The following is a 25,227-nucleotide window of genomic DNA, read 5'->3' as shown; positions in this document are numbered from 1 at the left end:
ACCATGTGGAAGACAATCGGTGAAAACGTCAGCAAATACAAGGCTTATCCCCGTATCGTTGGCGAGACCGGTGGTAAAGACTTTGTAGTGATTCATAAGTCAGCCGATGTGGAAGTTGCCGCTACAGCGCTGGCCCGTGGCGCATTCGAATACCAGGGACAGAAATGTTCCGCTGCTTCCCGCGCATACCTGCCGAGCAACATCGCAGAACAGATCAAATCCAAACTGATTGCGGACGTGAAGACTATGAAAATGGGTACCACAGAAGATTTCAGCAACTTCATCAATGCGGTGATCGACGAAAGATCTTTCGACAAAATTGCTCAATACATTGAGAATGCAAAAAGCAGTTCATCTGCAAAGATCATTGTTGGTGGCAAGTATGATAAATCCGAAGGTTACTTCATTGAGCCAACCGTGATTGAAACTACTGATCCGAAATATGTGACCATGTGTGAAGAGATCTTTGGACCCGTACTGACGATCTACACCTACGATGCAGAGAAGTTTGACGAGGTGCTGGCGATTGTTGACAGTACATCTGAATATGCGCTCACCGGTGCTATCATTGCGAACGATCGTTATGCAGTGGAGCACGCTACAAAGAAACTGGTGAACAGCGCCGGTAACTTCTATATCAACGATAAGCCGACAGGCGCAGTTGTAGGCCAGCAGCCATTTGGCGGCGCCCGCGCTTCCGGTACCAATGATAAGGCTGGTTCCATGCTGAACCTTTATCGTTGGCTGAGTGCAAGGAGCATCAAAGAAACTTTTGTACCACCTACCGATTACAGGTATCCTTTCCTGAAAGAAGCATAGTCATTGTTTTCAATAACAAAAAGGCGACGGACATTCATCCGTCGCCTTTTTTAGTTATTAAATTTTACAATTACATTTGCAGCATGGAAAGAGAACCGGTATCTGCATCAGAGATTATACAGGCTTATTTCAATGAGCCTCACAGGCAACACAGAGTAGCCGATCTGGAACAGCGATTGCTGAGTAAAGGTTATGTGCAACCCGAAGCAGCACAGCAGGCATTTATGGCCTACAGAACTTACTTCAAAAAAGTGGCCTCCCGCAAAGGCTTGCTGGTAGGCTTTTTCATGTTGCTCGCGATTACATTTCTCTACAGAGTAATCTCCATCTCAGGACAGATAGGGAATTTCATGCAGATTTCCGCATTCCTGGCTATTACCGCTACCTTGCTTACCTTGGGCGTGATCTGGGGCATGCAACTATTTCAATTGAAGGAGGAGATCTCCTCTTTCAGGGATCTCCGGAGATTGTAATCACTATATTTTTTTCAATGCCGCCAATGCTTCCGTAACGTGTTTTTCGCCATCACGGAGATTGTTAAATTCGTGCACAACTACGCCTTCTTTATTCACCACATAGGTTACGCGGCCCGGTATCACTAAGGTTTTAGGGACGCCGAATAATTTGCGCACTTCGTTCTTCGGATCGCTGAGAAGGGTGAAGGGGAGGTTGTGATGTGTGGCGAAACTACGGTGAGAAGCCACATTATCGGCGCTGATACCGATCACCATTGCACCATACTTCTGGAAATCCTGGTAAGCATCCCGGAACGAGCATGCTTCTTTAGTGCACACGCTGGTTTCATCTTTCGGATAGAAATAGATCACCAGCGGTTGTTTGCCCAATACGGTATTGACATCAAAGGTTTTCCCATTCTGATCCTGCAGGCTGAAAGAGGGGATTTTATCACCGGTTTTTATCTGGGCCTGGCTGTTGTTCCAAAATTGCAAAAAGGCGTTCATAGCAATAAGCAGCTTTAATATTTTCATACTGAAGATTTTGTCAGAACTAAAGTACGTCATTAATCATTATTTTTGGCCTCTAAAACAATGAGTTTTGAAAACCATACTAAACGGTAAACAGCTGGCCATTACGATAGACAGGCTTTGTCACCAGTTGATAGAAAACCATTTACAATTTGAGCAGACGGTGCTGATCGGATTGCAGCCGCGCGGTATTTTCCTTTCCGACAGGATCCATCAGACGCTGCAGCAACTGCTGCCCGGAACGCATATTCACTATGGTAAGCTGGATATTACCTTTTACCGTGATGACTTCAACAAAGGAACAGCATTGCATGTTCCCAATGAAACGAACATTAATTTTTCCATAGAAAATAAAAAGGTGGTGCTGATAGATGATGTGTTATATACAGGCCGTACTATCCGTTCGGCCCTTGATGCGATGCTGGACTTCGGGCGCCCTGCGGCAGTAGAGCTACTGGCCTTGATAGACAGGCGTTTCAGCCGTCAGCTGCCTATACAGCCTGACTATACAGGCCGCACTATTGATGCCCTGATCTCACAGAAAGTACGGGTATTGTGGGAGCAGCGCGATGGTAAAGATGAGGTGATCCTGGTAGATTAATTACAGCACGGATTTCAGAATTAAGATTTCACCCTTTATATTTGCACATTAATGTCACTTTCTGTAAAACACTTACTCGGAATTCGCGATCTGCAGCGTCAGGATATAGAACTTATTTTTCAAACAGCCGACCAGTTTAAAGAGGTTTTACAAAGGCCGATCAAAAAAGTTCCTACGCTCCGCGATACCACTATTGTCAATGTATTTTTCGAGAACTCCACACGTACCCGTCTCTCTTTCGAGCTGGCGGAGAAGCGTCTGGGCGCAGATACACTCAACTTCTCAGCTTCCGGTTCTTCCGTATCAAAAGGCGAAACACTGATAGACACTGTTAACAACATTCTGTCCATGAAAGTGGATATGGTGGTGATGCGTCATTCCGCCAGTGGGGCACCGCACTTCCTGGCTAAGCACATCAACGTGCCTATACTCAACGCCGGCGATGGCATCAATGAGCACCCTACGCAGGCATTGCTGGATGCATTCTCCATCCGGGAAAGACTCGGCAGTGTGGAAGGGAAGAAGGTAGCTATCTGCGGGGATATCATGCATTCGCGTGTAGCCCTTTCCAATATCTACTGCCTGAAAAAACTGGGTGCTGAAGTAACGGTGGTAGGTCCGCCCACGCTGATCCCCAAACATATGGCAGCTGCGCTTGGCGTGAACGTAAGCTATAACATCCGCGAAGCGCTTGCCTGGTGCGATGTAGCCAACGTGTTGCGCATACAGCTGGAAAGGCAGAACACGCCGTTGTTCTCTTCACTCCGCGAATATTCGCTGGCATATGGGGTAAACCGTGAATTGCTCGACAGCCTCAATAAAGAAATTGTGATTATGCATCCCGGCCCCATCAACCGTGGCGTGGAGATCAACTCTGACGTGGCGGATTCAGGCCAGTCTATTATCCTGGATCAGGTGGAAAATGGCGTAGCCGTGCGTATGGCTGCACTGTACCTGCTGGCAGGAAAGAAGGAATAGTTTTTAACTTCTGGCAGTTAGTTATCAGCAGCTGACTGCTAGAAGCTTGCTCCAACCCCCACTGTATACGACCTGAAAAACGGATATACATTTCCGTTATACCCGCCTGCTTGTTCAGGGTCATAATATTTAATCTTCATGTTATTGGTTTCCCAGAGATCCTGCCCGGAGAAGTAGAGGCGCACATTTCTGATGCTTGTACGTTTCAGCAGGGATGCTGGCAGCGTATAGCCCAGCTGCAGGTTTTTAAGACGTATATAAGCCCCGTTCATTGTCCAGTGATCAGACGGCAGGGTATTCATGTTATCGTTGATATAAAGCCTCGGAAACAGAGCCTGTTGGTGATCTGGCGTCCAGTGGTCACGGTTTATATCCCAGGGTTGCTCCCAGCCGGATGTAAAGGGGATATTGTAGCGGGGATCAGGCATTACTTTGCGATTGGCTACACCCTGGAAGAATACGGAAAAATCGAAACCTTTCCACGAGAAGCCTGCATCAATACCATACGAGTATTGCGGATCTGTGCTGCCGAGGTACACGAGGTCTGCGCGGTCAATTTTATTATCGCCGTTGATGTCTTTGTACTTGAGATCGCCGGCGCCGGTATTGGCATGCTGGAAAGCATGTTGTTTCACGGCATCAGCAGTAGGGAAATATCCTTCTGTAACGTACCCGAACAAAGAAGAGTAGGGGTATCCTTCAATACCCTGATTCCAGCCGGGCTGCGGGCTCACACCTTCATTACGTAATACTTTGTTCTGGTTGTTGAAGATATTGGCATTGATATACCAGGTGAATGGCCCACGCTCGCTTCTCCAGCCCACATTGACTTCCCAGCCCCACGACTTCATCTCGCCGGTGTTGAAACGCAGCGGCCATGCCCCGCTCATAGAAGATGTGTGCACTGGTATCTGCATGCCGCGATTCCGCCTTACGAAGTAATCGGCCGATAATGTAAGCCTGCCGCGGAAAAGTGAGGCATCCCATCCATAGTTGTTGGTGGAAATATTCTCCCAGCCACTGGCCTGTGGCAACGCGTTCTTATATACGAAAGTGGCGAAAGGGTTATTATAACCGAAGGTAAACGTCTGGTACCTTTCATCATTGGCAATGGTGTTCCAGCTGTTGACATTCCCCAATCGTCCCCACGACCATCTCAGCTTAAATTCATTGAAGAAAGGCAACGCATAGCTGAACCATGTTTCATTGTTCAGCCGCCAGCCTGCGGAAAAGGAGGGGAAGCCCTGCCATTGCTGCAGATGCGGGAATATGCTGCTGTTTTGTATCAGGCGGGCTCCAATCAGGTTGACTTCCAGCAGGTAGCGGTTGTCGTAGTTGTAACTGAGCTTACCAAATACTGAAAAGAGAGAACCATTTGTTTGCAACAACTGCGAATACTGCGGTGGTTGCAGGAAGTTAACGTTTTTCACTTCTGACGGTGTAACAGCGTATGTTACATCTGTTTGTTGTTCGGTGTCAAAAGTTTCCAGCGTGGAGCCGCCTAGCAAATGAAAATTATGTTTGTCTTTCTTCGTTTCATAATCCGCCAGTACCTGCATGTTGCCGCCTTTGGCTACCAGTTTGCTTTTCTGCAACATGTTATCAGGCTGTACCAATGCGGCAGGCGCCACTCTGTTCCATAAGGCGAGGGTGTTACGTCCGAGATTGTCGCGGAGTGTATGCTGCTGGGGACTATAGATCAGCCTGAGTGTAAGTCCTTTGAGCAGACTATCGGCACGCAAGGTGAATACAGCATCTACATAGTTGTTCTTTTCATCACGGCGCCCGCCATCCTGCAGAATGGCATATACGGGTGCACCGCCGTAGGCATAGTTCGTTGTATTGGGCACATACACCGGGACATTTGACGGGCCCCGGAAAAGTCCTGCCAGCAAGCCTTGAGGGCCTTCCACTGTTTGTGCAGGAGAGAGCGTATTGGTTTGTGCATAGGAGAATCTTGTTTCCAGGCTGAAATGCTTGTTGAATTTTCTGTTGAAATTCACCCGGGCATTCACCCGGTGCGTTTTATCCGGCCCGGCTGCAAAGAGGCCCTGGCGGCCGAAGTAGCCGAGTGACACAGAAAACTGATTGATAGTATCGCCGCCCTTTACTGAGATATTGTAGTTCTGTATGCCTGTTTTGGTTTTAGTGAGCAGCGACAACTGGTTCATATCGTAATAGTAACGGTAGTAATCCGGGCGGTCGTAGTCGACTGCGTAGTGGTTGCCAGCCTGCATCCAGGCAATCTCAGATGGCTGCCAGGGAGCAGGTTTACCTGCATTTTCGGCGGCTTCGTTCATCATGGATGCTTCTTCCCAGGAGTGGAGCCGGTTGGGTAATCTTATGGGTTGTTCAAAACCTGCAAGGCCATTCACATCGATGGAGAGCCTGCCGGGTTTGCCACTGCGGGTGGTAACCAGTACCACGCCACCTGCGCCGCGCGCACCATATACAGAGGCGGCTGCAGCATCTTTCAGGATGGAGACGGATTCTATATCGTCAGGATTAAGGACTGCCAGGGAACCCGGTACGCCATCCACAATTACAGGGGTATTGTTACCTGAACCCGTGCTGACGCCGCGCACCTGAATATTGAAGCCTTCCTTGCCCGGCTGCCCGTTGCTGCGCGTTACTACCAGACCGGTTGCGGTGCCCTGGAGAGCAGCCATTACATTGGGAACCGGCCTGCTTTTAAGACGGGCACCCTCCACCTGTGCAATGGCGCCGGTGATATTGGCACGCCGTTGCAGCCCATATCCCAGCACTACCAGCTCATTGAGCTTTTTAAGATCCGGCTGGAGAATAGCGGAGATACTTCTGCGATCACGTATGTTTATTTCTTTTGTTTCATAACCGATGAGGGAGATGCTCAAGATTGCCTGTCCGGACGCCACACTGAGACTGAAGCTACCATTCTCACCGGTAGCAGTACCGTTCTGCGTGCCTTTTTCCCTGACAGATACGCCACTGAGCGGCTGGAAGCCATCTGTGACGATACCACTCAGCTGCCAGCGATTGGGATCTTCCTGCTGTTTGTTGCCTGATAGCCGTGTATCCGCTTCCGTTGTATTCTGCGGGATGACGATGATCTGTCCGTCTTTTATTTCCACTTTATATTTCGATGTCGGGAAGATACTGCGCAGCACTTCCTGCAGAGCAGTGTTATGCACATGAAGATTCACGCCGTTGCGGGTTTCCAGTTCTACAGAGGAAATGGCGAAAGTGTATTTGGTCTGTTTTTCTATTTCACGGATAACAGTCTTGAGGCTGGCATTGGTGAAGTGGAGAGAAATTCTTTTGTTCAGGACATCGGGAACCTGTGCCGCTGCTACGAAGCCGGCCAGAACCAGGATAACAATAATAATAAAAACAGGCACGCATCTGGACCTGGTATCAGAGCGCAGCGCCTGTAGCAAAAATTGCTGCATAGTTAGAGATCAGGCGCTTTGTTAGTGTATTTCTACCAGGTTGTTTTTGTGGGTGATATTGATCTGGAGGGCTTTCCTCATTACATCCAGCACTTCGTCCAGCGGCATGTTGCGGAAGGTAGCCAGCAGCTTTTTATCTGCCAGCTGAGGATTACTGATGTCTACCTGTATGTTGTAAAAATCTTCCAGTGCTTCGGCAACTTCTGTCAGCGGGCTGTCGTCAAAGGTCAGGCACCGGGTTTTCCAGGCCAGTATATTATTATTTTTTTTATGAAGATGCGTATCGATGTTATCACCATTATGTTTCAGTGAAGCCTCGAGTCCGGGGGTGAGAATCACCTTCTTTTCTTTCCCTTTATAGGCAGCGCTAACCTTTCCGGATTGTACGAATACTTTAACACCGGCGGCTGCAGCTTTCACATTGAAAGAGGTGCCGAGTACCTGTACATCCACATCTGGTGCATCTACTGTAAAGGGGACGGCGTCATTCTTCACTACATCGAAGAAGGCTTCGCCTTTTTCAATTTTAACGTGCCGTTCATTTTTGCCGAATGCTTTAGCGTAGCGGATGGTGGTGTTGGCGTTGAGATAGATCATGGAACCGTCGGGTAGGCTCAGGCTGTCCTGGTTCTGGGCGGTGGTGACGGTGTTGTATCTGCCGGGAACCAGCCATACTATGGTGATGGCAATAACTGCCACGGCGGCAGCAGCGGCCCAGTAACGGGGATTCATCTTCACCACGCGGCCTCTCGCCGGTTTGGGCTGGGCAGCCGGAGTATTGTCGAGTGCTGCGCTGAGATGCTGCCATTGTTCCTGTGTATCGAAAGCGGAGGCGGCGGGTAAAGGATCGCCCTGCCACATGGCTTTCATATCCAGGAAAATATCCAGGTTACCTGCGTCTTCCTGTATCCAGTCATTGAGCTGCTGTTTGAGCTGCTCATTGCCCGGATCTTCCAGGTAACGGATCACTACATCTATGTCAGTTTTACTGTTCATGGTTACTTATTAACTATACAACCGGAAAAAGGTTTACCACTAAGCGGATTTTAAAAAAAATTCCGGGCTACTCCTTATTAATGAGGACGACCCTTAATTTTTTCAGTGCAGTGGTGAGGTGAGCGTATACCGTATTGATAGAGATATTTAATTGTTCTGCGATTTCGGCGGGGGATAAGCCTTTGATACGGCTCATTTCAAAAACACGGCGACATTGTTCCGGTAGTTTTTCGAGGGCAGAATGGTATTGGGCTTCAAGTTCCTTATGTTCCAGCATGATGTGACTGTTGTCGGCCGGTGAGGTGGTCTTCAGCTGTTCCCTGGCGTATACTTCCTTGCGTTGTTCTTTTTTTATCCGGTTCAGACAGGTATTTACAGTAGCCCTGGCCAGGTAATGGTTTACCGGGGCACGTTCATCCAACTTTTCCGCACCTTTCCACAAGTTGAGGAATACGTCCTGCACCATATCGTTTGCATCATCTTCATCTTTCAAATAACGAAACGCTATATTATACATAGAAGGTGCGAACTGTTTAAAAACAGCCTCAAATACATCTTTATTCCTGTCCCGGATGCCTTTTACTATTTCTTCATTACTCAGTTGCAACATGCTCTGTTATTTGTTTCCTCCAGTGCGAAGATAAACGATAAATGTTGGCCCGACTGGCTTTTTGAATATTTTTTCACTTTAACATTTTCTTCACTAATGGTAAAGCAATTGTCGGATGTATTGTTATTATACGGCCGATAATGAAATGGGCAAGTAACAAAAATCATGCACATTCAGTAGCCGTATGCTGGTTGTCACCATTATTTTAATCATACAAAAAATTGAATGCCATGAAAAGAACACTCACAGGAATGCTCGCCTTAGCCACGATAGTAGTGGGAATGTCTGCTTTTAAAAGCGCCGATGTAAAAGCAATGAGCTCAGTTGACAGTGCTGCAGTAAAAGTTGATTCAATGATGCGTGTGGATTCCATCTCCCGCATTGATTCAATTTCCGGATTAGATTCTTTAATGCGTATCGATTCATTGACAGGTATCGATTCAGTAATGCGCATTGATTCCCTCAGTAACATAGATTCTCTGACACATGTAGATTCTCTTTTCCGTATGGACTCCGTTTCAAGAGTAGACAGCGTGAAAGGTCTGGATTCCATCCGTGCAGCAGAAGGTTCTATTACCGGTAAGGTAACGCCCGCTGACGGCGCTAAAGAAGTAGAAGCAGAAAGTGCAACCGGTAAGCTGAAAGGCTCTATCGCACAGGGTACTTTCACTATACCTGCCGCTAAAGCAGGAAACTATACTATCACTGTCCTGGGTAAGGCTCCTTATAAAAATGCCGTGATCAAGGATGTGAAAGTAGAAGACGGTAAAGCTACCGATCTCGGCGAAATCAAGCTGGAACAATAATTTGTATAGCATCCAACAATTCAATAGCATCCAAAATTGGAAGCCCATTTTGGTTTGATCTCAGGGGGACCGTAGTAGGTCCCCCTTTTTTATTGGAGGGAATCCGAATATTTTATTATTTAGTGCTCTGTTTACGCTGATTTCCAGCTCTGAAAACTTAATAACTTAATCACTAAATAAATATCCGTCTTGCGCACTATTTTATTATTGCTGGTATCCAATACCTTCATGACCTTCGCCTGGTATGGCCATCTTAAACATCAGGATACAGCCCTCTGGAAGGTGATACTGATCAGTTGGGGGATCGCTTTCTTCGAATACTGCTTTATGGTACCAGCCAACAGGTTCGGCGCCCAGGAAGGGTTTACGGGTTTTCAGTTAAAGACGATCCAGGAAGTAATCACGTTGACCGTCTTCAGTGTATTCGCCATTTTCTTTCTGAAAGAACCACTACGATGGAATTACCTCGTGTCTTTTTTCTTCCTGATAGGGGCTGTGTACTTTATGTTTAAGAAATAGTAAATAGCCGTTAGCTTTTAATTGAGAGACCCGCAGCTAACGGCAATTTACCAGGAATTGTAATTACAAACTCAATCCACCATCACAACGTATAATCGTTCCGGTTATATTACCATTGGCCATCAGGAAAATGATACTGTGCGCTACTTCCTCAGGGCGGCCAATTCTGCCGACCGGTGTCTGCGAAGCATACTGCTCAAAGGTTTGTGCTTTTACATCCGCCGGCATCATATCCCACCAGGGGGTATCGATTACACCGGGTGAAACAGCGTTTATACGTAAGGGTTGTATCTCTTTGGCAAGGGAGGGTATCATCAGTTCCAGGGACCCATTGATAGCTGCGAGGCCTGATACCCCGGGCGCCTGAAGCACAGCGGATGCCGCAGTGATCACCGTGATGCTGCCGGTTTTCTTTACATAGGGCAGCGCCGCCTGCAGGGTTTCCAGCTGTGGCCAGAATTTACCTTCAAATCCCTCACGGAGATCTTTCAGAGAAAGGTCTGCAAAGGTGCCGGCGCCTTTAGCGCCGCTGAGCGCCAGGACCAGGTGATCTATCTCGCCGTGTGAGGTAAAGAATTCGTCAAGGGAGGGGCGGTTGTTACTGTCGATGGCTGCCGTATGCACACCCGGTGCGGTTTTGGCGGCATCTGCCAGTCGGCCGGCTGAACGGCCGGTAATGGTTACATGCGCTTTCTCTTTAGCCAATATGGTTGCCGTAGCCAGTCCTATTCCCGAGGAGCCGCCGGCAATCACTACTTTCTGGTTTTCAAATGAACTATACATATCGTAACTGTTTTGTACAGACAAAGGTCATACAAAGCAGGAGAGTGGCTATTAGCCCGATTATGCAATTCATTGACCGGATTATGCATTTTTCCGGAAGGCCAGGGGGGTGATGCCGGTCTTCTCCCGGAAGAAGCGGTTGAAACTTGTTGGATCGCTGAAGTCGAGGCGGTAGGCTATTTCAGAAATAGTTGTATCGGTATGACGCAATACTGCCTTTGCTTCCTGTATCAGCATGTCGGAAATGGCTGCAGAAGCAGTCCTGCCGGTACTATCCTTGACGATGCGGTTCAGGTGATTAGGCGTGACGCCGAGCATCGCAGCATAGTCAGACACTTTGCGTTGTGTCAGGAAATGCCTGCTCACCAACTTTTTGAAACGGGCAGGCAGATAATGTTGTGTGTCACGCGCGTCTACATGCAACTGCTGCGCCAGATAACTTCTTTTTATTTCCAGCAATAACAGGTACAGGTGCATCCGGATCGCTTTGCCGTTACCGGTTTTCTGCTGATGCAGTTCTTCATTTATGCGGAAGATAAAGTCTGTAATGGCTTTCATTTCTTCCTCTTTCAACTCCAGGAAAGGCACACCTGCATAATCAAAAAAGGGGAACTCTGCGGCAATCTTATCTGCGGGTATCATCTCTTCGAGAAAGGTCTCTTTAAACAAAATATAATAGCCGGAAATATCCTTGCTCACATTAGATTTACTATATAGTTGCCCCGGGTAGGTAGTACTGATACTACTGGGTACATGATGAAATTCTTCCAGGCCAATCTGCGTATCAGCCGTACCGTGGATAGTGATGCACACCCTGTAGAAATCTGATTTCAGTGGTCCTATCACCGGTTTCACCCCGGCGCTGGAGTAGATCTCAAATCCATTGATCTTTTTGTCTTCCTCAATACTGTTATATCCGAAGCCGGTACCTGTGTCATCGTGGCGGTGAACTTCTTTGAAGTCTTCCAGTATATACACGGGTATGGTTTCCCTGGAAGTATTATTTTTTCTGGACATTTATTCCCAATGGTTAATGTTCAGCAAAAATATATATTTCAATGAATGTCCTGGATACTACTTTTTAATTGGTATGGCTTCTACCGCGGGATACCAGCAGCTGAAGGTTTTGTATCTCCTGTTCCAGCTTTGTAACCTTCTCTTTCAATTCACGGAGCTCCGCATCTTTATCTGTGTCGGTTGATACAACACGCGCCAACTGAGCACTCCTGAACACATTACCATTTGCATCGATAACCAGTACATTACCAATTCCGGTAGGAAGGTTCTCAAAACGTACACTTCCGTTGTTGTGCAGTCTTGCCGATGGCGTAATAGTGCCTATTCCCAGGTTGCCATTACCGGCGATACGCATTCTTTCAATGCCCGCGTTATTGGGATTATCAGTTGTCAGGAACAGCAGGCTTTTATTCAGCGTACAGGAACAGAGGACAAAGTCCCCTGCCGTGCTGGTGTTGGTGTATTGCGCTGTGGCTGTAGCCAGTGCAATCTTGCCATACATGGTGATCGGAAAGGTATGCGTTGCCGAAAACAATACGGATGGTCCTGAGCCTGAAACACAAAGATTAAAGTCAGCATTGCCTGCGGTATTTGCAATGTGCAGCGGTTTGACAGGGTTATTGGTACCTATGCCTACTGGGCCATTGTTATAATAGACGATTCCTCCGTTGGTCTGCCACTGGCCATCAGCGTATATCACTGTGATCAGTAGGAGGGGGATTAATAACAGTAAGTTTTTCATGCCAGATGATTATGTGAATGAGGGAAATAACATATTGTAACTACAATAAAGGCAGCGAACAGGTTAGAGGGAAAGCGTATCTGATAATATAAAATTAGTGCAGATGAAAGGATGTGCGATTTCAGTGACGTGGAAGATTGTTAATAGTGAAAGTGTTCAGATAATTGTTGGTGCCGTAAAGCTGAATTTTAAATCTCATCCCTAAACATAAAGTTTAGCCAATATGTTGAATCTAAGGTCATATTTTTTGATAGTAAGAGCATGGTGTCAGATTTCCATTTTTTGACCTCTTCCGTGCTTTCATTGTTAACGCGGCCAAGTAGATGATTTATTCTATTGTGTTTAATGGAATTGATACTCCCTTCATTATAGAACTCTCCTACGAGATAGTATAATGCATGTACAAAAAAGTCACGCCTGGCACATGAATGGTTATTGGCCAGATCGAATACCATATCATCATTTTGGCCATTCATGACGTAATAATCCCAGTCACTGGCCGGCCATTTTTCTGTTCCCCCGTTTACCCATGCTAATACATCTTCATTATTGGGTTCATATACATTTTTCATAGTTTGAATGGAAAATTATTCATTAAAGCTCACCTCATAACCATTCGCCAAAATTTCCAGATAACTATCGTACCCTACCAAAATGAAATGTTTAAATCCTTTAGCGAATAAGTCTGAATAAAAATCTTTATTGTTGATCCATGTGGTGTTTTCTACTTCATAAAAATAAGGATTTGGGCAGACGCCCGTTTCCGCAAAAATGGAATCCCACTCTTTCCAATCATAAGTATCCTTTACGTATCTATCAGATGGGTCTCTTATTAAGAAATTATCGTAGTTATGCTCTCCAAAATTAAAATTCAAAAACCGGCATTCTGCAAAAAGTGGAAAATCAATCTTGATCTTTTTATATGAATCATCAGAGAGTTTTACAGTGGTATGAACTGATACAGTATTACCTTCCACTCCTTCTATCACAATGCTATTACGCCCGGCTTGCCAGGATACTTTTATTGGGACTAATTTGATCTTATAATTCATATGTAATCTCAAATCCATCAATCTTTTTTCCTTCCCCAATACTGTTGTATCCAAAGCAGGCACCTGCGTTATCGTGGCGGTGCACTTCCCTGAAATCTTCCAACACGTACTGGCATAGTTTCCCTGGGAATATTATTTTTCCTGGACATCTATTCCGGATTGTTAATATTTCTTTGCCTTCCATATCCTAAGCGCTGCAGTAAACGATAAATCTTTCAGCTTTGATGCAATACTTACGACCTCTTCCCAATTATACATTTTGTACGAGGAATAAGATTCTGTTTCACTTACGTTTGATAAAATTAAAATGAACAATTCTTTAAAATGAAATGCTTCTGGTTTTCTTTTATCCTCTGTTGATTTAGCAGGAAAAAACGTGATGACGGCATTATCCAACGGATAAAATGTTTGTACTATATGTGCTTCTGTCGCTGAATCCCAGGGACTAACAATATCCTTATCGAATTTATTCTCTTTCTCATCCTTTAACACGATCCAGCTCTTATATTCTGTTATATCATGTGGACTATAATCAAAGATTGCTTTCATTACTATTGATTTTATTCTCCATATATCAAGTGCAAATTAGAAAAGACACCTTTATCTTCATTCCATGCATTTACGTGAGGCGGTATTTTTTCGTTGCCAAAGTCATGGCCAGGGCTATCGTCTCTCCAACCAGCAGACTTATCACTTTTTTGCACACCTATTCTTCCTTCAGATTTTTCCCATCCTCTTGGCCCTCCTCTGAAGTCTTTCTTCCGTATTACTGTTGGATTACTTCCCAGATCTCCTGCAATTTCTGATGCCGCCTGTCTTGCCGCACGTCTATTGGGGAAGGTGTAATGTCCATCAGACAATTTAATGCCCCCATGTTTTCCTATGATCTTTTCGGCGTAAGCTTCGGCCTTATCATCGGCGAAACAACTTTTCAACCCCAACGAATCGATAAGAGTGTTAGGATCTTCAACATAGCTATAGAATCTAAGACCACCATTAGTTTTTATCGGGTCCTGACTAATATACATTCCTTCTTCCACTGAATAATAACGGAAGCGGTTATATGCTAATCCTGTTTCGATATCTTCGTACTGCCCCTGATAAAGATAGCTACAAAATGCTTTATCTCCATGTAGCCTGCGTACTTTTCCGTAGCAGTCCAGTTCCCGCTGCCATACTTTATTGCCAGAGGCATCAAAGGCATGGGTAGGTGTGCCGAGATGATCCGCAATAATGCTGTATTGTGCATTATGTTCCAACTTCGCGCAGGGAATAAAGCTGCCTTCTTCAAATACCCAGGTGATTAGGCTTTCAACCGGTTCCTCCTGGTGTTGCAGATCGCCCTCTTCAGTGGATTGTACATGAGGCGGATAGTCGCCGGAGTAGCGCCATTCATGCAAAGGCACATTGCCATCCCATACCCAGCGCGTTACGTGTTGCCGACGCTTATTCACTTTGGCTATGCGGCGTCCCAGCGGATCATAGCTGAAGACGATCTCTGCATTGGCGGGGGTGAACACGCTACGTAGCAGGCCATTGGCTTTCCATTCGTATATCCATCCGGTACGACTTCCTTTTGATTCTATCCTTCTCGTTTTGAGATATACACGTCTGTCAACAGCGGAGGCATTGTTGTTATGTTTAAATTCTTTGAAGATGAGATTACCTTCACTGTCGTAATGGTAGTAATAGGAGGGGCATTCCAGTAAACGCCCGCCCTTGCCATATTTGCGGTCAGTACGATTGGGCGTGCTGAAGAGATTGCCCAGCTTGTCCGGTGCGCGGTAGATGGTTGCTGATGTGCTGCCGTCCTGTTTGGAGTAGGTAGCACTTACGAGGTTGTCAAATTCATCATAAGAGAATTGTGCCTGTGTGCCGCTGATCTCATTCACGATACGGTGCAGCTGTGAAGCACGGCCCCATTCATAGCGGGTACGGCTCTGCTCCACGTTGTGTACACCGATAGTTTGGCGTTGCACTCGGCCGAGTTTATCACGATGTGTGTGAACAATGACGCCGCCGCTTAATTCCCGTTGCAGTTCCAATCCATTGTTATTGCGTTGCCACTGTGCCTGCCAGGAGGCTGCTTCTCCCTGGGAGGCCTGCATTTTTTCCAGAAAGCCTGCTGTGTCGTGTTCCAGTGTGATGGTGGCCCCCAGGTTGCTGCCAATGAAGGCACTATTGCCCAGTGCATTGTACTGACGGGTTACTTCATACGCGCCCTGTACTTCTCTGACCACACGGCCGCAGAAGTCCCGTTCTATTGTAACGGCGCCGTCTTCATTGAAGGCGCCGGTGAGCAACCCATCTTTATTGTAGCCATAAGCGGCTACGCTGCCGTCGTTATGCTCTTCACGAACGATGCGACCTACACCATCGTAATCATATGTAGTCCATTGACCATTGGGCCGGAGCATTTTGCGAACGCGGCCGGTGCCGTCGCGCTGATATTCCCGGTGCAGTCCGTCGAAACCCCATTCATGGATGACATTGCCATTGGCATCCGGCTCAAAGCGGTATAGCTCTCCGCCTTCGTTGGCGATGCTGCGTAGTTGTAGTTCCGCATCGTAGTTGAATCTTATGCTGATACCGTTTTGGCTGCGACCGGTAAGTGTGCCTAATGGTCCGTAGGTGAAAGCAACTTCGCGGCGGCCATCTTCGGCCCTGATCATATTGTCTGACGCGTCATACTCAAAGGTGTGCATGCTGCCATCTGCCTCTTCCAGGCGATTTATATTGCCGGCGGCATCGTAAGCATAATCATACCAGTAGCCGCTGTCGGTCGTTTCTCTTATAATTCGGCCGAGGTCATCATACTTCCAGGAATATTGACCACCTTCTGGAGTGATAAGTCCGGACAAGTTGTGCTGCTCATCATAATGTAAGCCGAAAGCACGGCCGCTGCTGTGGGTGATACGATGCAGGCGTTTTTCTTCATATTCATAATGCAACATGTTACCGTTGGCCAGTGTCTTGCTTTCCAACAGGCCATCTTCATTATATGACCAGCCGAGTTGCATGCCACTGGGGCTTTTCATGCCTGTGAGCCTGTTATCCTTATCAAAGAAGTACAGCATCGCTTCGCCGTTTCCATTGATATGTTTAGTGAGCTGTCCCTGCTCGTTGTAGAAATTCTTGATGGTATTGCCTTCGGGGTCTACCATTACTTCCAGCTCCTGGTGTTCGTTGTAGGTTTGTAAGGTAACACCGCCTTTGCCATCAATGATTTTGTAAATCAGCTTACTGTTGTCGTAGTAGTATTCGGTGGTGTGTCCGAGACTGTTGGTGGTGATGGTTTTGCCTTCTTCATAGCGGGCATGATAAGCCAGCACGCCACCATCGCCCCAGGTGCGCACGCAGCGGGCATCATCGCCCTTACCATCGTATTCCCAATAGAAGCTCATGCCGCTCTGGTTGGTGAGCTTCACCAGCAGGTGACCTTTGTAATGGAAGTATTTGCTTACACCCAATGCGTTGGTGGTGCTGATCATGTTACCGTTATCATCATAGGCGTATTGCACCAGTTTGATAGTAGTGGCGCCATTACGGGTATGGATACACGTAATTCTCCCGTTCTTATCTGTATCTATCAGTAATCTCCTGTGGCTGCTGTCGATGATCTCCTCGGGATAGCCGTTACCGTTATACTTAAAGGTGATTCTATAACCGGCTTCATCCCGGATTTCAGCCAGCATGTAACTACTATCAGAATTACGTTTACTGTTAAAGCGGTATTCCAGTCTGGCACCATCTTCGAGATAATATTCTTTCCCGTCATTATACCACCACAACTGTTCTGTTCTGTTATAGTATCGTTCGCCGGGAGCCAGCGCAGGCATTACGGTTTCGCGGCCATCATGTAAACGGATACTGAAGAAACCGTTGCCCAGGTCATACAGGCTCATGTTGTAGCGGTGATGCCAGTTGTAACCCAATGGCCCGGGCACTTCTGCATCACTGTAATAGTTTCTTTCCCATACCAATGGAATAGGCCCTGGTAGCTCAAAATCAACATTGCTGGCAATTACTCTGCCCGTAGCGGCATCTACAGGTTCCCCAAACATTTTACATTTCATCTTCTGTAAAATGGCTGCCAGCCTGGGGAAACGGCTTTTTATCTTATCAATGAATTTCTGCATGATCTTCCCTGCCAGCTTGGTCACACCTTTTAACCCCAACTTGAACATCAGCTGAAACAGGTCTATGGTTGGCGGACCGCCAACCAGTACTGGTTTCCCTGCCGATGTCATCACCAGCAGTACGGAAGTAGGCGCCATGAGGGCCATTTTGGTTTTAGGTTTGCTGAGACGGAGAGGCGCCGGTATCCCAACCAGGTTACATGACAACGCCGGATGGAACTGGGTAGAGAATGGTCCACCATCGGCCAACACGGTGGAACTACCCATCCACATTTCAGATGAAGCCATCGGCTTCACAATAGGGAAAGGCAGATGCGTAATGATAGCCGGCAGATGCTGAATAGTAGCACCTGCATTCGCGATCCACTGCCCATGTACTTTCACCGAAGGGCTCAGCATATGTACCAGCATCTTTGCTGTGTTGGCCAATGAAAATGGTTGTGGCGGAGGTTCTTCTCCCTCCGGTACTTCAGGAGGCGGCGGAGGTGGCGGTACCACGCTGGCAATGGCACCCATGATAGCGCCAATAATATCGAATATCATCCCTATATGCGGAACCGGCAGCAATGGCGCCGGCGGGAAAACGGTATCGTGAAAGTCAATGCCAATACCTAAGTCGAAATATTTGGCGGCAGGCATACCGGGGAAAGATGGTAATATGCTGGCCATACTTTTCTGAATATGATCCAGTTGGTTCTTCTTTTCTGCAAACAAAGCACCGAAGCCTTTATTCTCTGTAGACATGGTTTATCTGTTAATCGCTATACGGGAATGTTGGGGGGCGCCGGAAAATGAACGGAAGATTACCCAGGTAATCAGGCGCAAACAAAAATCTCACGATAAAAATATGGAAATAATTCCAAAGTGTATCTGATAGATATCTGGCCTGATTGAAATTTTATATCAGCCAAAAGATGAAATTCCCGTCTTTGATGATTATCTTTATTCACTTATAGCAACCAAAATAATAACCATTGAGCGGAGATCCTAATATACGGCTGCTGGCAGACCGAATAGCCTCGCTGGGGGATGAACAGGCATACAAGGCACTGTTCAGGTTGTTCTATAAGCCGCTTAGTCAGTTTGCCTATTCTATTATCAGATCCTGGGAGTCAGCAGAAGAAATTGCCTCAGACGTATTTATGAGTATCTGGCGTAACCGCGAGCGTCTGACAGAAGTAGAAAACCTGAAAGTATATCTCTACGTATCTACACGTAATACCGCACTGAATTATCTGAGCAAAGCAGAACGATCCCGCCACTTCAGCCTCGATGACCTGGAAGTAGATTACAGTGCCGGCAGCGTAACGCCGGAGCAGATTTATATTTCCGGCGAGATGGTCCGGAAAATCGAAGCGGCGGTGAATATGCTGCCGCCCCGCCGGAAAATGATCTTCAAACTGATCCGCGAAGACGGCCTGAAATACAAAGAGGTAGCCCAGATCCTGGATATATCTGTCAACACGATTGATGCACACATGGCGCAGGCGCTGAAGAAGATCAGCGAAGTTATCAATCTCTCCTTTATTCGTTCAGAATAAAAATCTAATTTTTTTTGAAATGGAGTAGTAGATTTTTACGATCTGCGTGTCTTTCTATTATAATCATGCTTTATCATATTCATGGAACAGGAAAAAATTTGGTCATTGCTGGGGAAAAAGTTGTCGGGTGAAGCTACTATGGCTGAACTGCGGGAACTGGAGGAGCTGTTGCAACAGCAACCGGAGCTGAGATATAAGGCAGCAGTGCTCAGCGGATTACAACAACCTGTTTCAAATGAAGCTTGGGAACAAAGAACGGATGAAGCCTGGGAGCGTCATGTGCATAGAATGGATGATGAGCACAGCCCGGAAGTAACAGTTGAACAACCTGTTGCGGGTATTCCCCGTCGCAAACGTATGGCGATGGTTATTGCCATCACAGCACTCATGGCTGCCACCGGAAGTTATACGGCTTACATGGTCAATGGCCGGCATGGTCATGGTAAAACACAAAACGTTTCACTCGCTGAAATACATACAGAGAATGGCGTTCGTTCCAAAACCATACTACCCGATGGCTCCACAGTATGGTTGAACGGCGGTAGTAACCTGCAATATCAACCTGGTATGAAAGGCGCCAATGGGAGAGAAGTGATGCTCTCCGGTGAAGCATTTTTTGAGGTGTCGCCGGATGCGGCGCGGCCTTTCGTGATCCGCAGTAACGGCATGACGGTGAGAGTTTTGGGTACCTCGTTTAATATCAAAGCCTATCCGGGTGATGCAACGATGGAAACATCCCTGATAACAGGCGCCCTGGAGATTATTCCCGGTAATGACCCGGCCAGCGCAGTACGGCTGGCGCCCAACCAAAAGATTATCATACCATATGTGCCAGGTAATAATGCAACAGCAGCAAGTTACCACGTAGAAAACATCAGACCGCAGGAAGAAGGCATGATCAGTGAAACAGCCTGGCGGGATAATTACCTGGTATTTAATAACGACAGCTTCTCAGAAATAGCGTTGAAGATTGAACGCTGGTATGGTGTAAAAGTATACCTGCAAGATAAGCAACTGAAAGATTATCATTTTACAGGAACCTTCAGCAAGGAATCGTATAAGGAAGTGCTCGAAGCATTGAAGGCTACCTCTTCGTTTCGTTACCGGATTACCGGTAATGAAACCTTTATCAGCCTATAGTGTCCGGCCCGGCAACGGGATAACGAGATACCGGTCATATAAAAGGGTAAATGCTGCGAACATTTACCCCTTTCGGGACCCGATGGCAGACTCCCTTGCGTGGCAGTGCTGTCGTGTTTTTCAGGTCATTTACAACCTAAATGTATGTAAAAAAACATACATTCTGAGATCCTTTTGCGCCTAACAACAGGAAAAAGTTGTATTGAATGAAACTGGTATCCCTGATTTTTCTCTTTACCTGTATGCTGACAGCCGGCAGTGCTTACGGCCAGGAAGTCCGTATATCACTGCATGCGGAGAACACACCGCTGTCAGACCTGTTAAAACTGATAGAAAAAAAATGCAGTTACAGGTTTGTATTCAGGAATGAACTGCTGCCTGCAGACAACAAGGTTTCTGTAGACCTGCAAAACGTACTGCCGGAAGAAGCGTTGCGGAAAGTACTGGCCAATACCGGTCTTACTTTTACCCGCCTTTCCGGTAACCTGATCGCTATAGCACCCGCAACAACAACGGTCAGGGAAACGACAGTGAAAGGAAGTGTCACAGATCAGGCCGGACATCCGCTGCCAGGGGTGAATATACGCGTTGCAGGTATCAGCAAGGGCACTGTGACAAATACAGAAGGACAGTTTGTACTACAGGCGCCGGTGGCCGCCGTATTGGTCTGCTCCTTTATTGGCTATGAAGAACAACGTATACATACAGACAATAAAACTGATTTCAATATTGTATTAAAGGAAGATACCAAAGGACTAAACGAAATTATCGTAGTAGCCTATGGTACTCAGCCAAGAGGTTCTTTGACAGGTTCAGCTGTTACGGTGAATGCTTCATTATATGATAAAGCGCCACGTAGCAGCTTCCAGGAAAGTTTACAGGGAAATGTTCCGGGATTGCAGTCTTACAATGGATCCGGACAACCAGGCTCTGTGCCATCTATGCGCATACGCGGGATTGGCTCTATCACGGCCGGCAGTGCTCCGCTTTACGTAGTGGACGGCGTACCGGTAGTAACAGACGATCTTACAGAATTCAATGTTAATACGCTGGCAGGCATTAACAGCGCCGATATCGCTTCTATCTCTGTATTGAAAGATGCCGCTGCTGCGTCCATTTATGGCTCCAGGGCCGCCAACGGGGTAATTCTTATTGCCACCAAAAATGGTAGCCCCGGTAAAACGCGCATCAGCGGCTCGATACAGCAGGGCGTTAATGAGCTCACCATCCAGAAAGGTAATTATCCACTCAGTACAAAAGAAATGCTGGAGTTGCTGCGTGAAGGATGGGCAAATAAAAACGATGGCAGCGGTGAAGCAGGATTCCAGCGGGAAATCCGTAACCGTGGTATAGATACAACGGTTAATACAAACTGGATCAATGCGCTTACACGCCATGGTAGCTATACACAGGCCAACCTCTCTGCTTCCGGCGGAAGCGAGAAAACCAGGTTCTATGTATCAGGTGGATATTACAACTCGCAATCAGCGCTTAAAGGGGTAGACTACCAACGCATGACAGGTAAGCTGAATCTTAGTAACAATGCGACCGACAAGCTGTCGTTTCATGTGAATACTTCGCTGGTCTACCAGCGTGCACACGCGGTAGGCGATGTCGGACTGCTCGCCAATCCGGTCCGCTCGCTTGCCAGGGTGCAACCCTGGCTCAAGATATACAACCCTGATGGCAGCTACGACTTCAGCTATAATAATACTTTCAATCCGATTGCGGTGCTGAAAGGCGTAACCCGTACCGGCGCTATATATGGGTTGTTGAGCGGTGTGGGTGCAAAGTACAGGTTCTCTGATCGTCTTTCATTTGAAACAAAGATCAGCCTCGATCTCAACTATGCGCGCAGCAATTCTTTCAACCCACCGGGATTTGGTGATGGCAGGAATTTCAACGGCCGCGGCGCTGTCAGCAATAGCTTATGGACCAACTGGATATCCACGAATATCCTGCGCTACGATCACCGCTGGCGGCAGCATGCCATCAATGCATACGCCGGATATGAAGCACAGAATACTACAAATACCAGCAACGCGGCAGCGGCATCCAATTTCCTGCCCGATCTCTATCAGCTGGAAGATGCGTCAAAGCCGGAGCAGGTAACATCATTCAATACCACCAATTCGCTTACCGGCGCTTTTCTCAATATTGGTTATGATTTCGCACAAAAATATTTCCTATCCGCTTCTGTCAGGCGGGATGCTTCGTCCCGCTTTGGCGTAGCCAGAAGAAGCGGCAGCTTTTGGTCAGTGGGCGTTGCCTGGAACATATACCGGGAGTTTTTCTTACAGGACATTCAGGGAATTAACGAATTAAAAATACGTGCTAGCTACGGCAGCAACGGAAACCAGGCTATTGACAATTATGCCTCCTTGTCATTGTACAATCCGGCAAATGATTATGATGGGAAACCGGGGTATGTGTTAAGTCAATACCCCAATCCCTATCTCACATGGGAACAGAACAAACCATTTAATGCAGGTATCGATTTCGCTTTCTTCAATAATCGTATATCCGGTACCGTAGAATATTATAACCGTGTAACCTCAAGACTATTACTGAATGTACCTGTATCATCAACCAATGGGGTTACCACCGTGCTGCGCAACAACGGCAAAATGAAGAATAACGGTATCGAAGTAACATTATCTTCCAGGAACATTGTTCCCGCAAAAGCGGGTGGTTTCTCCTGGACCACAGATGTTAATTTCTCGACGCTCAGGAACCGCATCGTCAGGCTTGATAATCCTATCATCAATCTTATTTATAAGAGAGAAGAGGGAAGCGACTTTTACCAGTTTTACCTGGTGGGATATGCCGGTGCCGATCCGCAGACGGGAGAAGCGCTCTGGTACAGGGACGCCTCAAAAAAATTCACAACCAGGATTTATGGAGAGGCACAACGTTACGACCAGGGCAGTGCATTGCCTAAGTTTTACGGCGGCATTACCAACACTTTCAGTTATCGCGGCTTTGACCTGAGCTTCCAGTTGTTCTGCAACTGGGGGAATAAAGTATACGATAACTGGGGACCATTCACAGAATCCGATGGCAGCGGCGGTTTCGGCGGCACCTCGAAAATGTCGAGACGGATATATGAAAACCGGTGGCAACATCCGGGCGATATCACCAGTATTCCTAAAGTGGTGTTTGGCGGTACGCAGACAGGACTCAGCAACCAGGCATCTTCCAGGTTCCTCTACGATGGCAGTTTTATCCGCCTCCGCGATATATTGCTGGCTTATAATCTTCCACAGTCGCTGCTTTCGAGGGCTAACATTCCGCATGCAAGGGTTTACTTCCGCGCAAATAACCTCTGGACATTTGTAAAAGATAAGCAACTGACCATGGACCCGGAAGTGCCGGTATCAGGCGATTATGACCAGCGGCCGCCGGTTTTCAAAACATTACTCATTGGTGTTGATATAAACTTCTAAAGGAAATGCAAAAGAGATACACACACGTGATACTATTGCTGCTGGCTGCCTTCATAGCATCCTGCAATAAAGATTTCCTTGACAGGCTGCCGGAACAGGCAACTGAAACGCGTAATGCCATCAAAGACCTTCCCGGTCTGCGTGCGGCTATCAGTGGCGTATACTCGCTTATGCAAAGTGAAAATTATTACGGCCGTACCATGCCGCTGGTCGGGGATCTGCTGGCTGACAATGAATACATCAGCGTTATCAACGCCAACAGATACCGGAATATCGATCAGTATATTGTTACCGCCAACGACGTATATACAACAGATGCCTGGAACCAGATGTATGGTGTCGTAGCCAATGCCAACATGATCATACAGAAAGGTCCCTATATATCCATGCTGCCGGTGCAGGCAGACAGTACAGAGGCAATGCAGATTGTAGCAGAAGCCTACGCCATAAGGGCGCTGGCTTTCTTTGATCTTGCACGGTTATTTGCACAGCCTTATAACCGTACACCCGACGCTTCTCATATGGGCATACCCCTCATAACTGTCATCAATATAGACTCTGTGCAGTCGCCTGCCCGCAGCACCATCAAACAAACGTATAATCAGATTATCAGTGACCTGAACACTGCGTTGAAAAAATTTGATGAAAGCAACAGCACTACCTTTACCTCCGGACGTTTTAACAGCTATGCTGTAACCGCTTTACTGGCCAGGGTTCTTTTGTATAAGGAAGATTGGGCCGGCGCCGCGGCTGCGGCAGACGCTGTAATCGCTTCCAACAGGTATTCCCTGTTGCCTACAGACAAGCTGCTGAGTAATTTCGGGATGACCAACAACGGCGAAACCGTTTTAGAGATCGTAAATACAGTCGTTGATAACCGGAACACGGATGCACTCAGTTATATGTTTAACCAATCCGGCTATGGAGACGTACTGGCCACGGATAATGCATTTGATTGTTATAACGTGAAGGATGAGCGGTTGGGATTTTTAAGAAAAGGTCGGAGAACCGGTAGTGGTGGCGAGAATCCCGCCAACGTCATTTTGAAATACAAAGATGTGACCACCTTCAGCGAAAGCATCAAAGTGATACGGCTCGCAGAAATATTCCTGATACGTGCGGAAGCGCTGGCACACCTTGGGCGCAATGAAGAGGCGCAGTATGCGCTCAATGCAGTGATCAGAAGGAGTGAGCCGGGCGCCGCGCCGGTTACTGTCACGGGCGATGCCCTCCTGGAAGCTGTTGCGCTGGAAAGGCGCAGGGAGCTCGCCTTTGAAGGTCATCGTATTTTTGATCTGACACGAACAAAGAAATCATTTATAAAGTATCTGGCAGGTGATAGAAACATTCCGGTTGATTTGCCATCGCCGAAAATTATTTTACCCATTCCACAACGAGAGCTGGATGCCAACCCTAATATACGGCACCAGCAGAATGAAGGCTATAACTAATCTAAACCGCCTTTGTTAATAATTGGTTTTTGCCCGCTGAGAGTATTTTTGCTTATGAAAGTGAGTCCCGGTAGTATTACCGGGACTTTTTTATTATGTACCGTTCAACCCAATTATGTTTTCTGCCTGCAATAAATTACTATTTTTGGCAACCTGTAAATCACACGTACTAA

21 protein-coding genes are annotated in these 25,227 nt (G+C 46.9%); 10 read left to right on the top strand and 11 right to left on the bottom strand.

From position 1 onward, the window contains the following. Both VM802_RS00810 and VM802_RS00805 read left to right on the top strand, forming a co-directional pair. Positions 1–819 (top strand): aldehyde dehydrogenase family protein (locus tag VM802_RS00810; protein ID WP_325526951.1); only part of this gene is annotated, 819 nt, incomplete at its 5' end. Between the two features lie 83 nt (positions 820–902). Then, positions 903–1,292, top strand: coding sequence for a hypothetical protein (locus tag VM802_RS00805; protein ID WP_325526949.1), 390 nt, complete (start codon positions 903–905; stop codon positions 1,290–1,292). Positions 1,293–1,295: 3 nt separating this feature from the next. On the opposite strand, the gene VM802_RS00800 is transcribed toward VM802_RS00805, so the two are convergent. Next, positions 1,296–1,808, bottom strand: a complete 513-nt coding sequence (locus VM802_RS00800; RefSeq protein ID WP_325526947.1) for a peroxiredoxin — start codon at positions 1,806–1,808, stop codon at positions 1,296–1,298. Positions 1,809–1,875: 67 nt separating this feature from the next. On the opposite strand from VM802_RS00800, the gene pyrR reads away from it, so the two are divergent. Together pyrR and VM802_RS00790 are read left to right on the top strand one after the other, a co-directional pair. Further along, positions 1,876–2,406, top strand: coding sequence for a bifunctional pyr operon transcriptional regulator/uracil phosphoribosyltransferase PyrR (gene pyrR / locus VM802_RS00795; protein ID WP_325526945.1), 531 nt, complete (start codon positions 1,876–1,878; stop codon positions 2,404–2,406). Positions 2,407–2,457: 51 nt separating this feature from the next. Next, the gene (locus VM802_RS00790) at positions 2,458–3,384 is read left to right on the top strand and encodes an aspartate carbamoyltransferase catalytic subunit (RefSeq protein WP_325526943.1); all 927 of its coding nucleotides are present in this window, start codon (positions 2,458–2,460) and stop codon (positions 3,382–3,384) included. Positions 3,385–3,422: 38 nt separating this feature from the next. On the opposite strand, the gene VM802_RS00785 is transcribed toward VM802_RS00790, so the two are convergent. From VM802_RS00785 to VM802_RS00775, 3 genes are all read right to left on the bottom strand, one after another. Further along, entirely contained in the window at positions 3,423–6,812 is a 3,390-nt protein-coding gene (locus VM802_RS00785) for a SusC/RagA family TonB-linked outer membrane protein (RefSeq protein ID WP_325526941.1), read from the bottom strand. A 21-nt stretch (positions 6,813–6,833) separates the two neighbouring features. Next, positions 6,834–7,808: a FecR family protein gene (locus VM802_RS00780; RefSeq protein WP_325526939.1), complete on the bottom strand. Its 975-nt coding sequence runs from the start codon at positions 7,806–7,808 to the stop codon at positions 6,834–6,836. A 67-nt stretch (positions 7,809–7,875) separates the two neighbouring features. Then, the gene (locus VM802_RS00775; protein WP_325526937.1) at positions 7,876–8,418 is read right to left on the bottom strand and encodes an RNA polymerase sigma-70 factor; all 543 of its coding nucleotides are present in this window, start codon (positions 8,416–8,418) and stop codon (positions 7,876–7,878) included. 230 nt (positions 8,419–8,648) lie between these two features. Between VM802_RS00775 and VM802_RS00770 the strand changes: the two genes are divergently transcribed. Both VM802_RS00770 and VM802_RS00765 read left to right on the top strand, forming a co-directional pair. Further along, positions 8,649–9,224, top strand: coding sequence for a carboxypeptidase-like regulatory domain-containing protein (locus VM802_RS00770; RefSeq protein ID WP_325526935.1), 576 nt, complete (start codon positions 8,649–8,651; stop codon positions 9,222–9,224). A gap of 189 nt (positions 9,225–9,413) precedes the next feature. After that, on the top strand, positions 9,414–9,743 hold the full coding sequence (locus tag VM802_RS00765; RefSeq protein WP_325526933.1) for a DMT family protein: 330 nt from the start codon (positions 9,414–9,416) through the stop codon (positions 9,741–9,743). Positions 9,744–9,806: 63 nt separating this feature from the next. Here the strand turns inward: VM802_RS00765 and VM802_RS00760 are convergent, their stop codons facing one another. From VM802_RS00760 to VM802_RS00730, 7 genes are all read right to left on the bottom strand, one after another. Beyond that, positions 9,807–10,526 carry an SDR family oxidoreductase gene (locus VM802_RS00760; RefSeq protein WP_325526931.1) on the bottom strand — a complete coding sequence of 240 codons (720 nt, stop codon included), beginning with the start codon at positions 10,524–10,526 and terminating at the stop codon, positions 9,807–9,809. Between the two features lie 81 nt (positions 10,527–10,607). Beyond that, a complete protein-coding gene (locus tag VM802_RS00755) occupies positions 10,608–11,543 on the bottom strand; it encodes a helix-turn-helix domain-containing protein (RefSeq protein WP_325526929.1) in 936 nt (311 codons plus the stop codon). A 64-nt stretch (positions 11,544–11,607) separates the two neighbouring features. Continuing rightward, positions 11,608–12,285 carry a hypothetical protein gene (locus tag VM802_RS00750; protein ID WP_325526927.1) on the bottom strand — a complete coding sequence of 226 codons (678 nt, stop codon included), beginning with the start codon at positions 12,283–12,285 and terminating at the stop codon, positions 11,608–11,610. Positions 12,286–12,473: 188 nt separating this feature from the next. Next, positions 12,474–12,857 carry a hypothetical protein gene (locus VM802_RS00745; RefSeq protein WP_325526925.1) on the bottom strand — a complete coding sequence of 128 codons (384 nt, stop codon included), beginning with the start codon at positions 12,855–12,857 and terminating at the stop codon, positions 12,474–12,476. A gap of 15 nt (positions 12,858–12,872) precedes the next feature. Continuing rightward, positions 12,873–13,391 carry a hypothetical protein gene (locus VM802_RS00740; protein ID WP_325526923.1) on the bottom strand — a complete coding sequence of 173 codons (519 nt, stop codon included), beginning with the start codon at positions 13,389–13,391 and terminating at the stop codon, positions 12,873–12,875. Positions 13,392–13,499: 108 nt separating this feature from the next. Next, a complete protein-coding gene (locus tag VM802_RS00735) occupies positions 13,500–13,886 on the bottom strand; it encodes a hypothetical protein (protein WP_325526921.1) in 387 nt (128 codons plus the stop codon). A gap of 11 nt (positions 13,887–13,897) precedes the next feature. Beyond that, a complete protein-coding gene (locus tag VM802_RS00730) occupies positions 13,898–18,220 on the bottom strand; it encodes a DUF6531 domain-containing protein (RefSeq protein WP_325526919.1) in 4,323 nt (1,440 codons plus the stop codon). A gap of 230 nt (positions 18,221–18,450) precedes the next feature. Between VM802_RS00730 and VM802_RS00725 the strand changes: the two genes are divergently transcribed. From VM802_RS00725 to VM802_RS00710, 4 genes are all read left to right on the top strand, one after another. Further along, positions 18,451–19,017, top strand: coding sequence for an RNA polymerase sigma-70 factor (locus VM802_RS00725; RefSeq protein ID WP_325526917.1), 567 nt, complete (start codon positions 18,451–18,453; stop codon positions 19,015–19,017). An 81-nt stretch (positions 19,018–19,098) separates the two neighbouring features. Then, complete coding sequence (locus VM802_RS00720; protein WP_325526915.1) at positions 19,099–20,157, top strand: FecR family protein; 1,059 nt, start codon at positions 19,099–19,101, stop codon at positions 20,155–20,157. 206 nt (positions 20,158–20,363) lie between these two features. After that, positions 20,364–23,603: a SusC/RagA family TonB-linked outer membrane protein gene (locus tag VM802_RS00715; protein WP_325526913.1), complete on the top strand. Its 3,240-nt coding sequence runs from the start codon at positions 20,364–20,366 to the stop codon at positions 23,601–23,603. A gap of 5 nt (positions 23,604–23,608) precedes the next feature. Further along, positions 23,609–25,054 carry a RagB/SusD family nutrient uptake outer membrane protein gene (locus VM802_RS00710; protein ID WP_325526911.1) on the top strand — a complete coding sequence of 482 codons (1,446 nt, stop codon included), beginning with the start codon at positions 23,609–23,611 and terminating at the stop codon, positions 25,052–25,054. The last annotated feature ends 173 nt before the right edge of the window (positions 25,055–25,227 follow it).

Origin of the sequence: Chitinophaga sp., assembly GCF_035538455.1 — a bacterium.
Classification (GTDB): Bacteria; Bacteroidota; Bacteroidia; order Chitinophagales; family Chitinophagaceae; genus Chitinophaga.
Note: the sequence above shows the minus strand (reverse complement) of the source record. Positions and strands in the feature narration are given on the sequence as shown.

What these genes read in the sequence shown, in the direction of transcription:
- VM802_RS00730 (WP_325526919.1), bottom strand. Translation starts at nt 18,220, where the DNA reads ATGTCTACAGAGAATAAAGGCTTCGGTGCTTTGTTTGCAGAAAAGAAG.
- VM802_RS00785 (WP_325526941.1), bottom strand. Translation starts at nt 6,812, where the DNA reads ATGCAGCAATTTTTGCTACAGGCGCTGCGCTCTGATACCAGGTCCAGA.
- VM802_RS00720 (WP_325526915.1), top strand. Translation starts at nt 19,099, where the DNA reads ATGGAACAGGAAAAAATTTGGTCATTGCTGGGGAAAAAGTTGTCGGGT.
- VM802_RS00745 (WP_325526925.1), bottom strand. Translation starts at nt 12,857, where the DNA reads ATGAAAAATGTATATGAACCCAATAATGAAGATGTATTAGCATGGGTA.
- VM802_RS00770 (WP_325526935.1), top strand. Translation starts at nt 8,649, where the DNA reads ATGAAAAGAACACTCACAGGAATGCTCGCCTTAGCCACGATAGTAGTG.
- VM802_RS00780 (WP_325526939.1), bottom strand. Translation starts at nt 7,808, where the DNA reads ATGAACAGTAAAACTGACATAGATGTAGTGATCCGTTACCTGGAAGAT.
- VM802_RS00775 (WP_325526937.1), bottom strand. Translation starts at nt 8,418, where the DNA reads ATGTTGCAACTGAGTAATGAAGAAATAGTAAAAGGCATCCGGGACAGG.
- VM802_RS00735 (WP_325526921.1), bottom strand. Translation starts at nt 13,886, where the DNA reads ATGAAAGCAATCTTTGATTATAGTCCACATGATATAACAGAATATAAG.
- VM802_RS00760 (WP_325526931.1), bottom strand. Translation starts at nt 10,526, where the DNA reads ATGTATAGTTCATTTGAAAACCAGAAAGTAGTGATTGCCGGCGGCTCC.
- VM802_RS00800 (WP_325526947.1), bottom strand. Translation starts at nt 1,808, where the DNA reads ATGAAAATATTAAAGCTGCTTATTGCTATGAACGCCTTTTTGCAATTT.
- VM802_RS00805 (WP_325526949.1), top strand. Translation starts at nt 903, where the DNA reads ATGGAAAGAGAACCGGTATCTGCATCAGAGATTATACAGGCTTATTTC.
- VM802_RS00790 (WP_325526943.1), top strand. Translation starts at nt 2,458, where the DNA reads ATGTCACTTTCTGTAAAACACTTACTCGGAATTCGCGATCTGCAGCGT.
- VM802_RS00755 (WP_325526929.1), bottom strand. Translation starts at nt 11,543, where the DNA reads ATGTCCAGAAAAAATAATACTTCCAGGGAAACCATACCCGTGTATATA.
- VM802_RS00715 (WP_325526913.1), top strand. Translation starts at nt 20,364, where the DNA reads ATGAAACTGGTATCCCTGATTTTTCTCTTTACCTGTATGCTGACAGCC.
- VM802_RS00710 (WP_325526911.1), top strand. Translation starts at nt 23,609, where the DNA reads ATGCAAAAGAGATACACACACGTGATACTATTGCTGCTGGCTGCCTTC.
- VM802_RS00750 (WP_325526927.1), bottom strand. Translation starts at nt 12,285, where the DNA reads ATGAAAAACTTACTGTTATTAATCCCCCTCCTACTGATCACAGTGATA.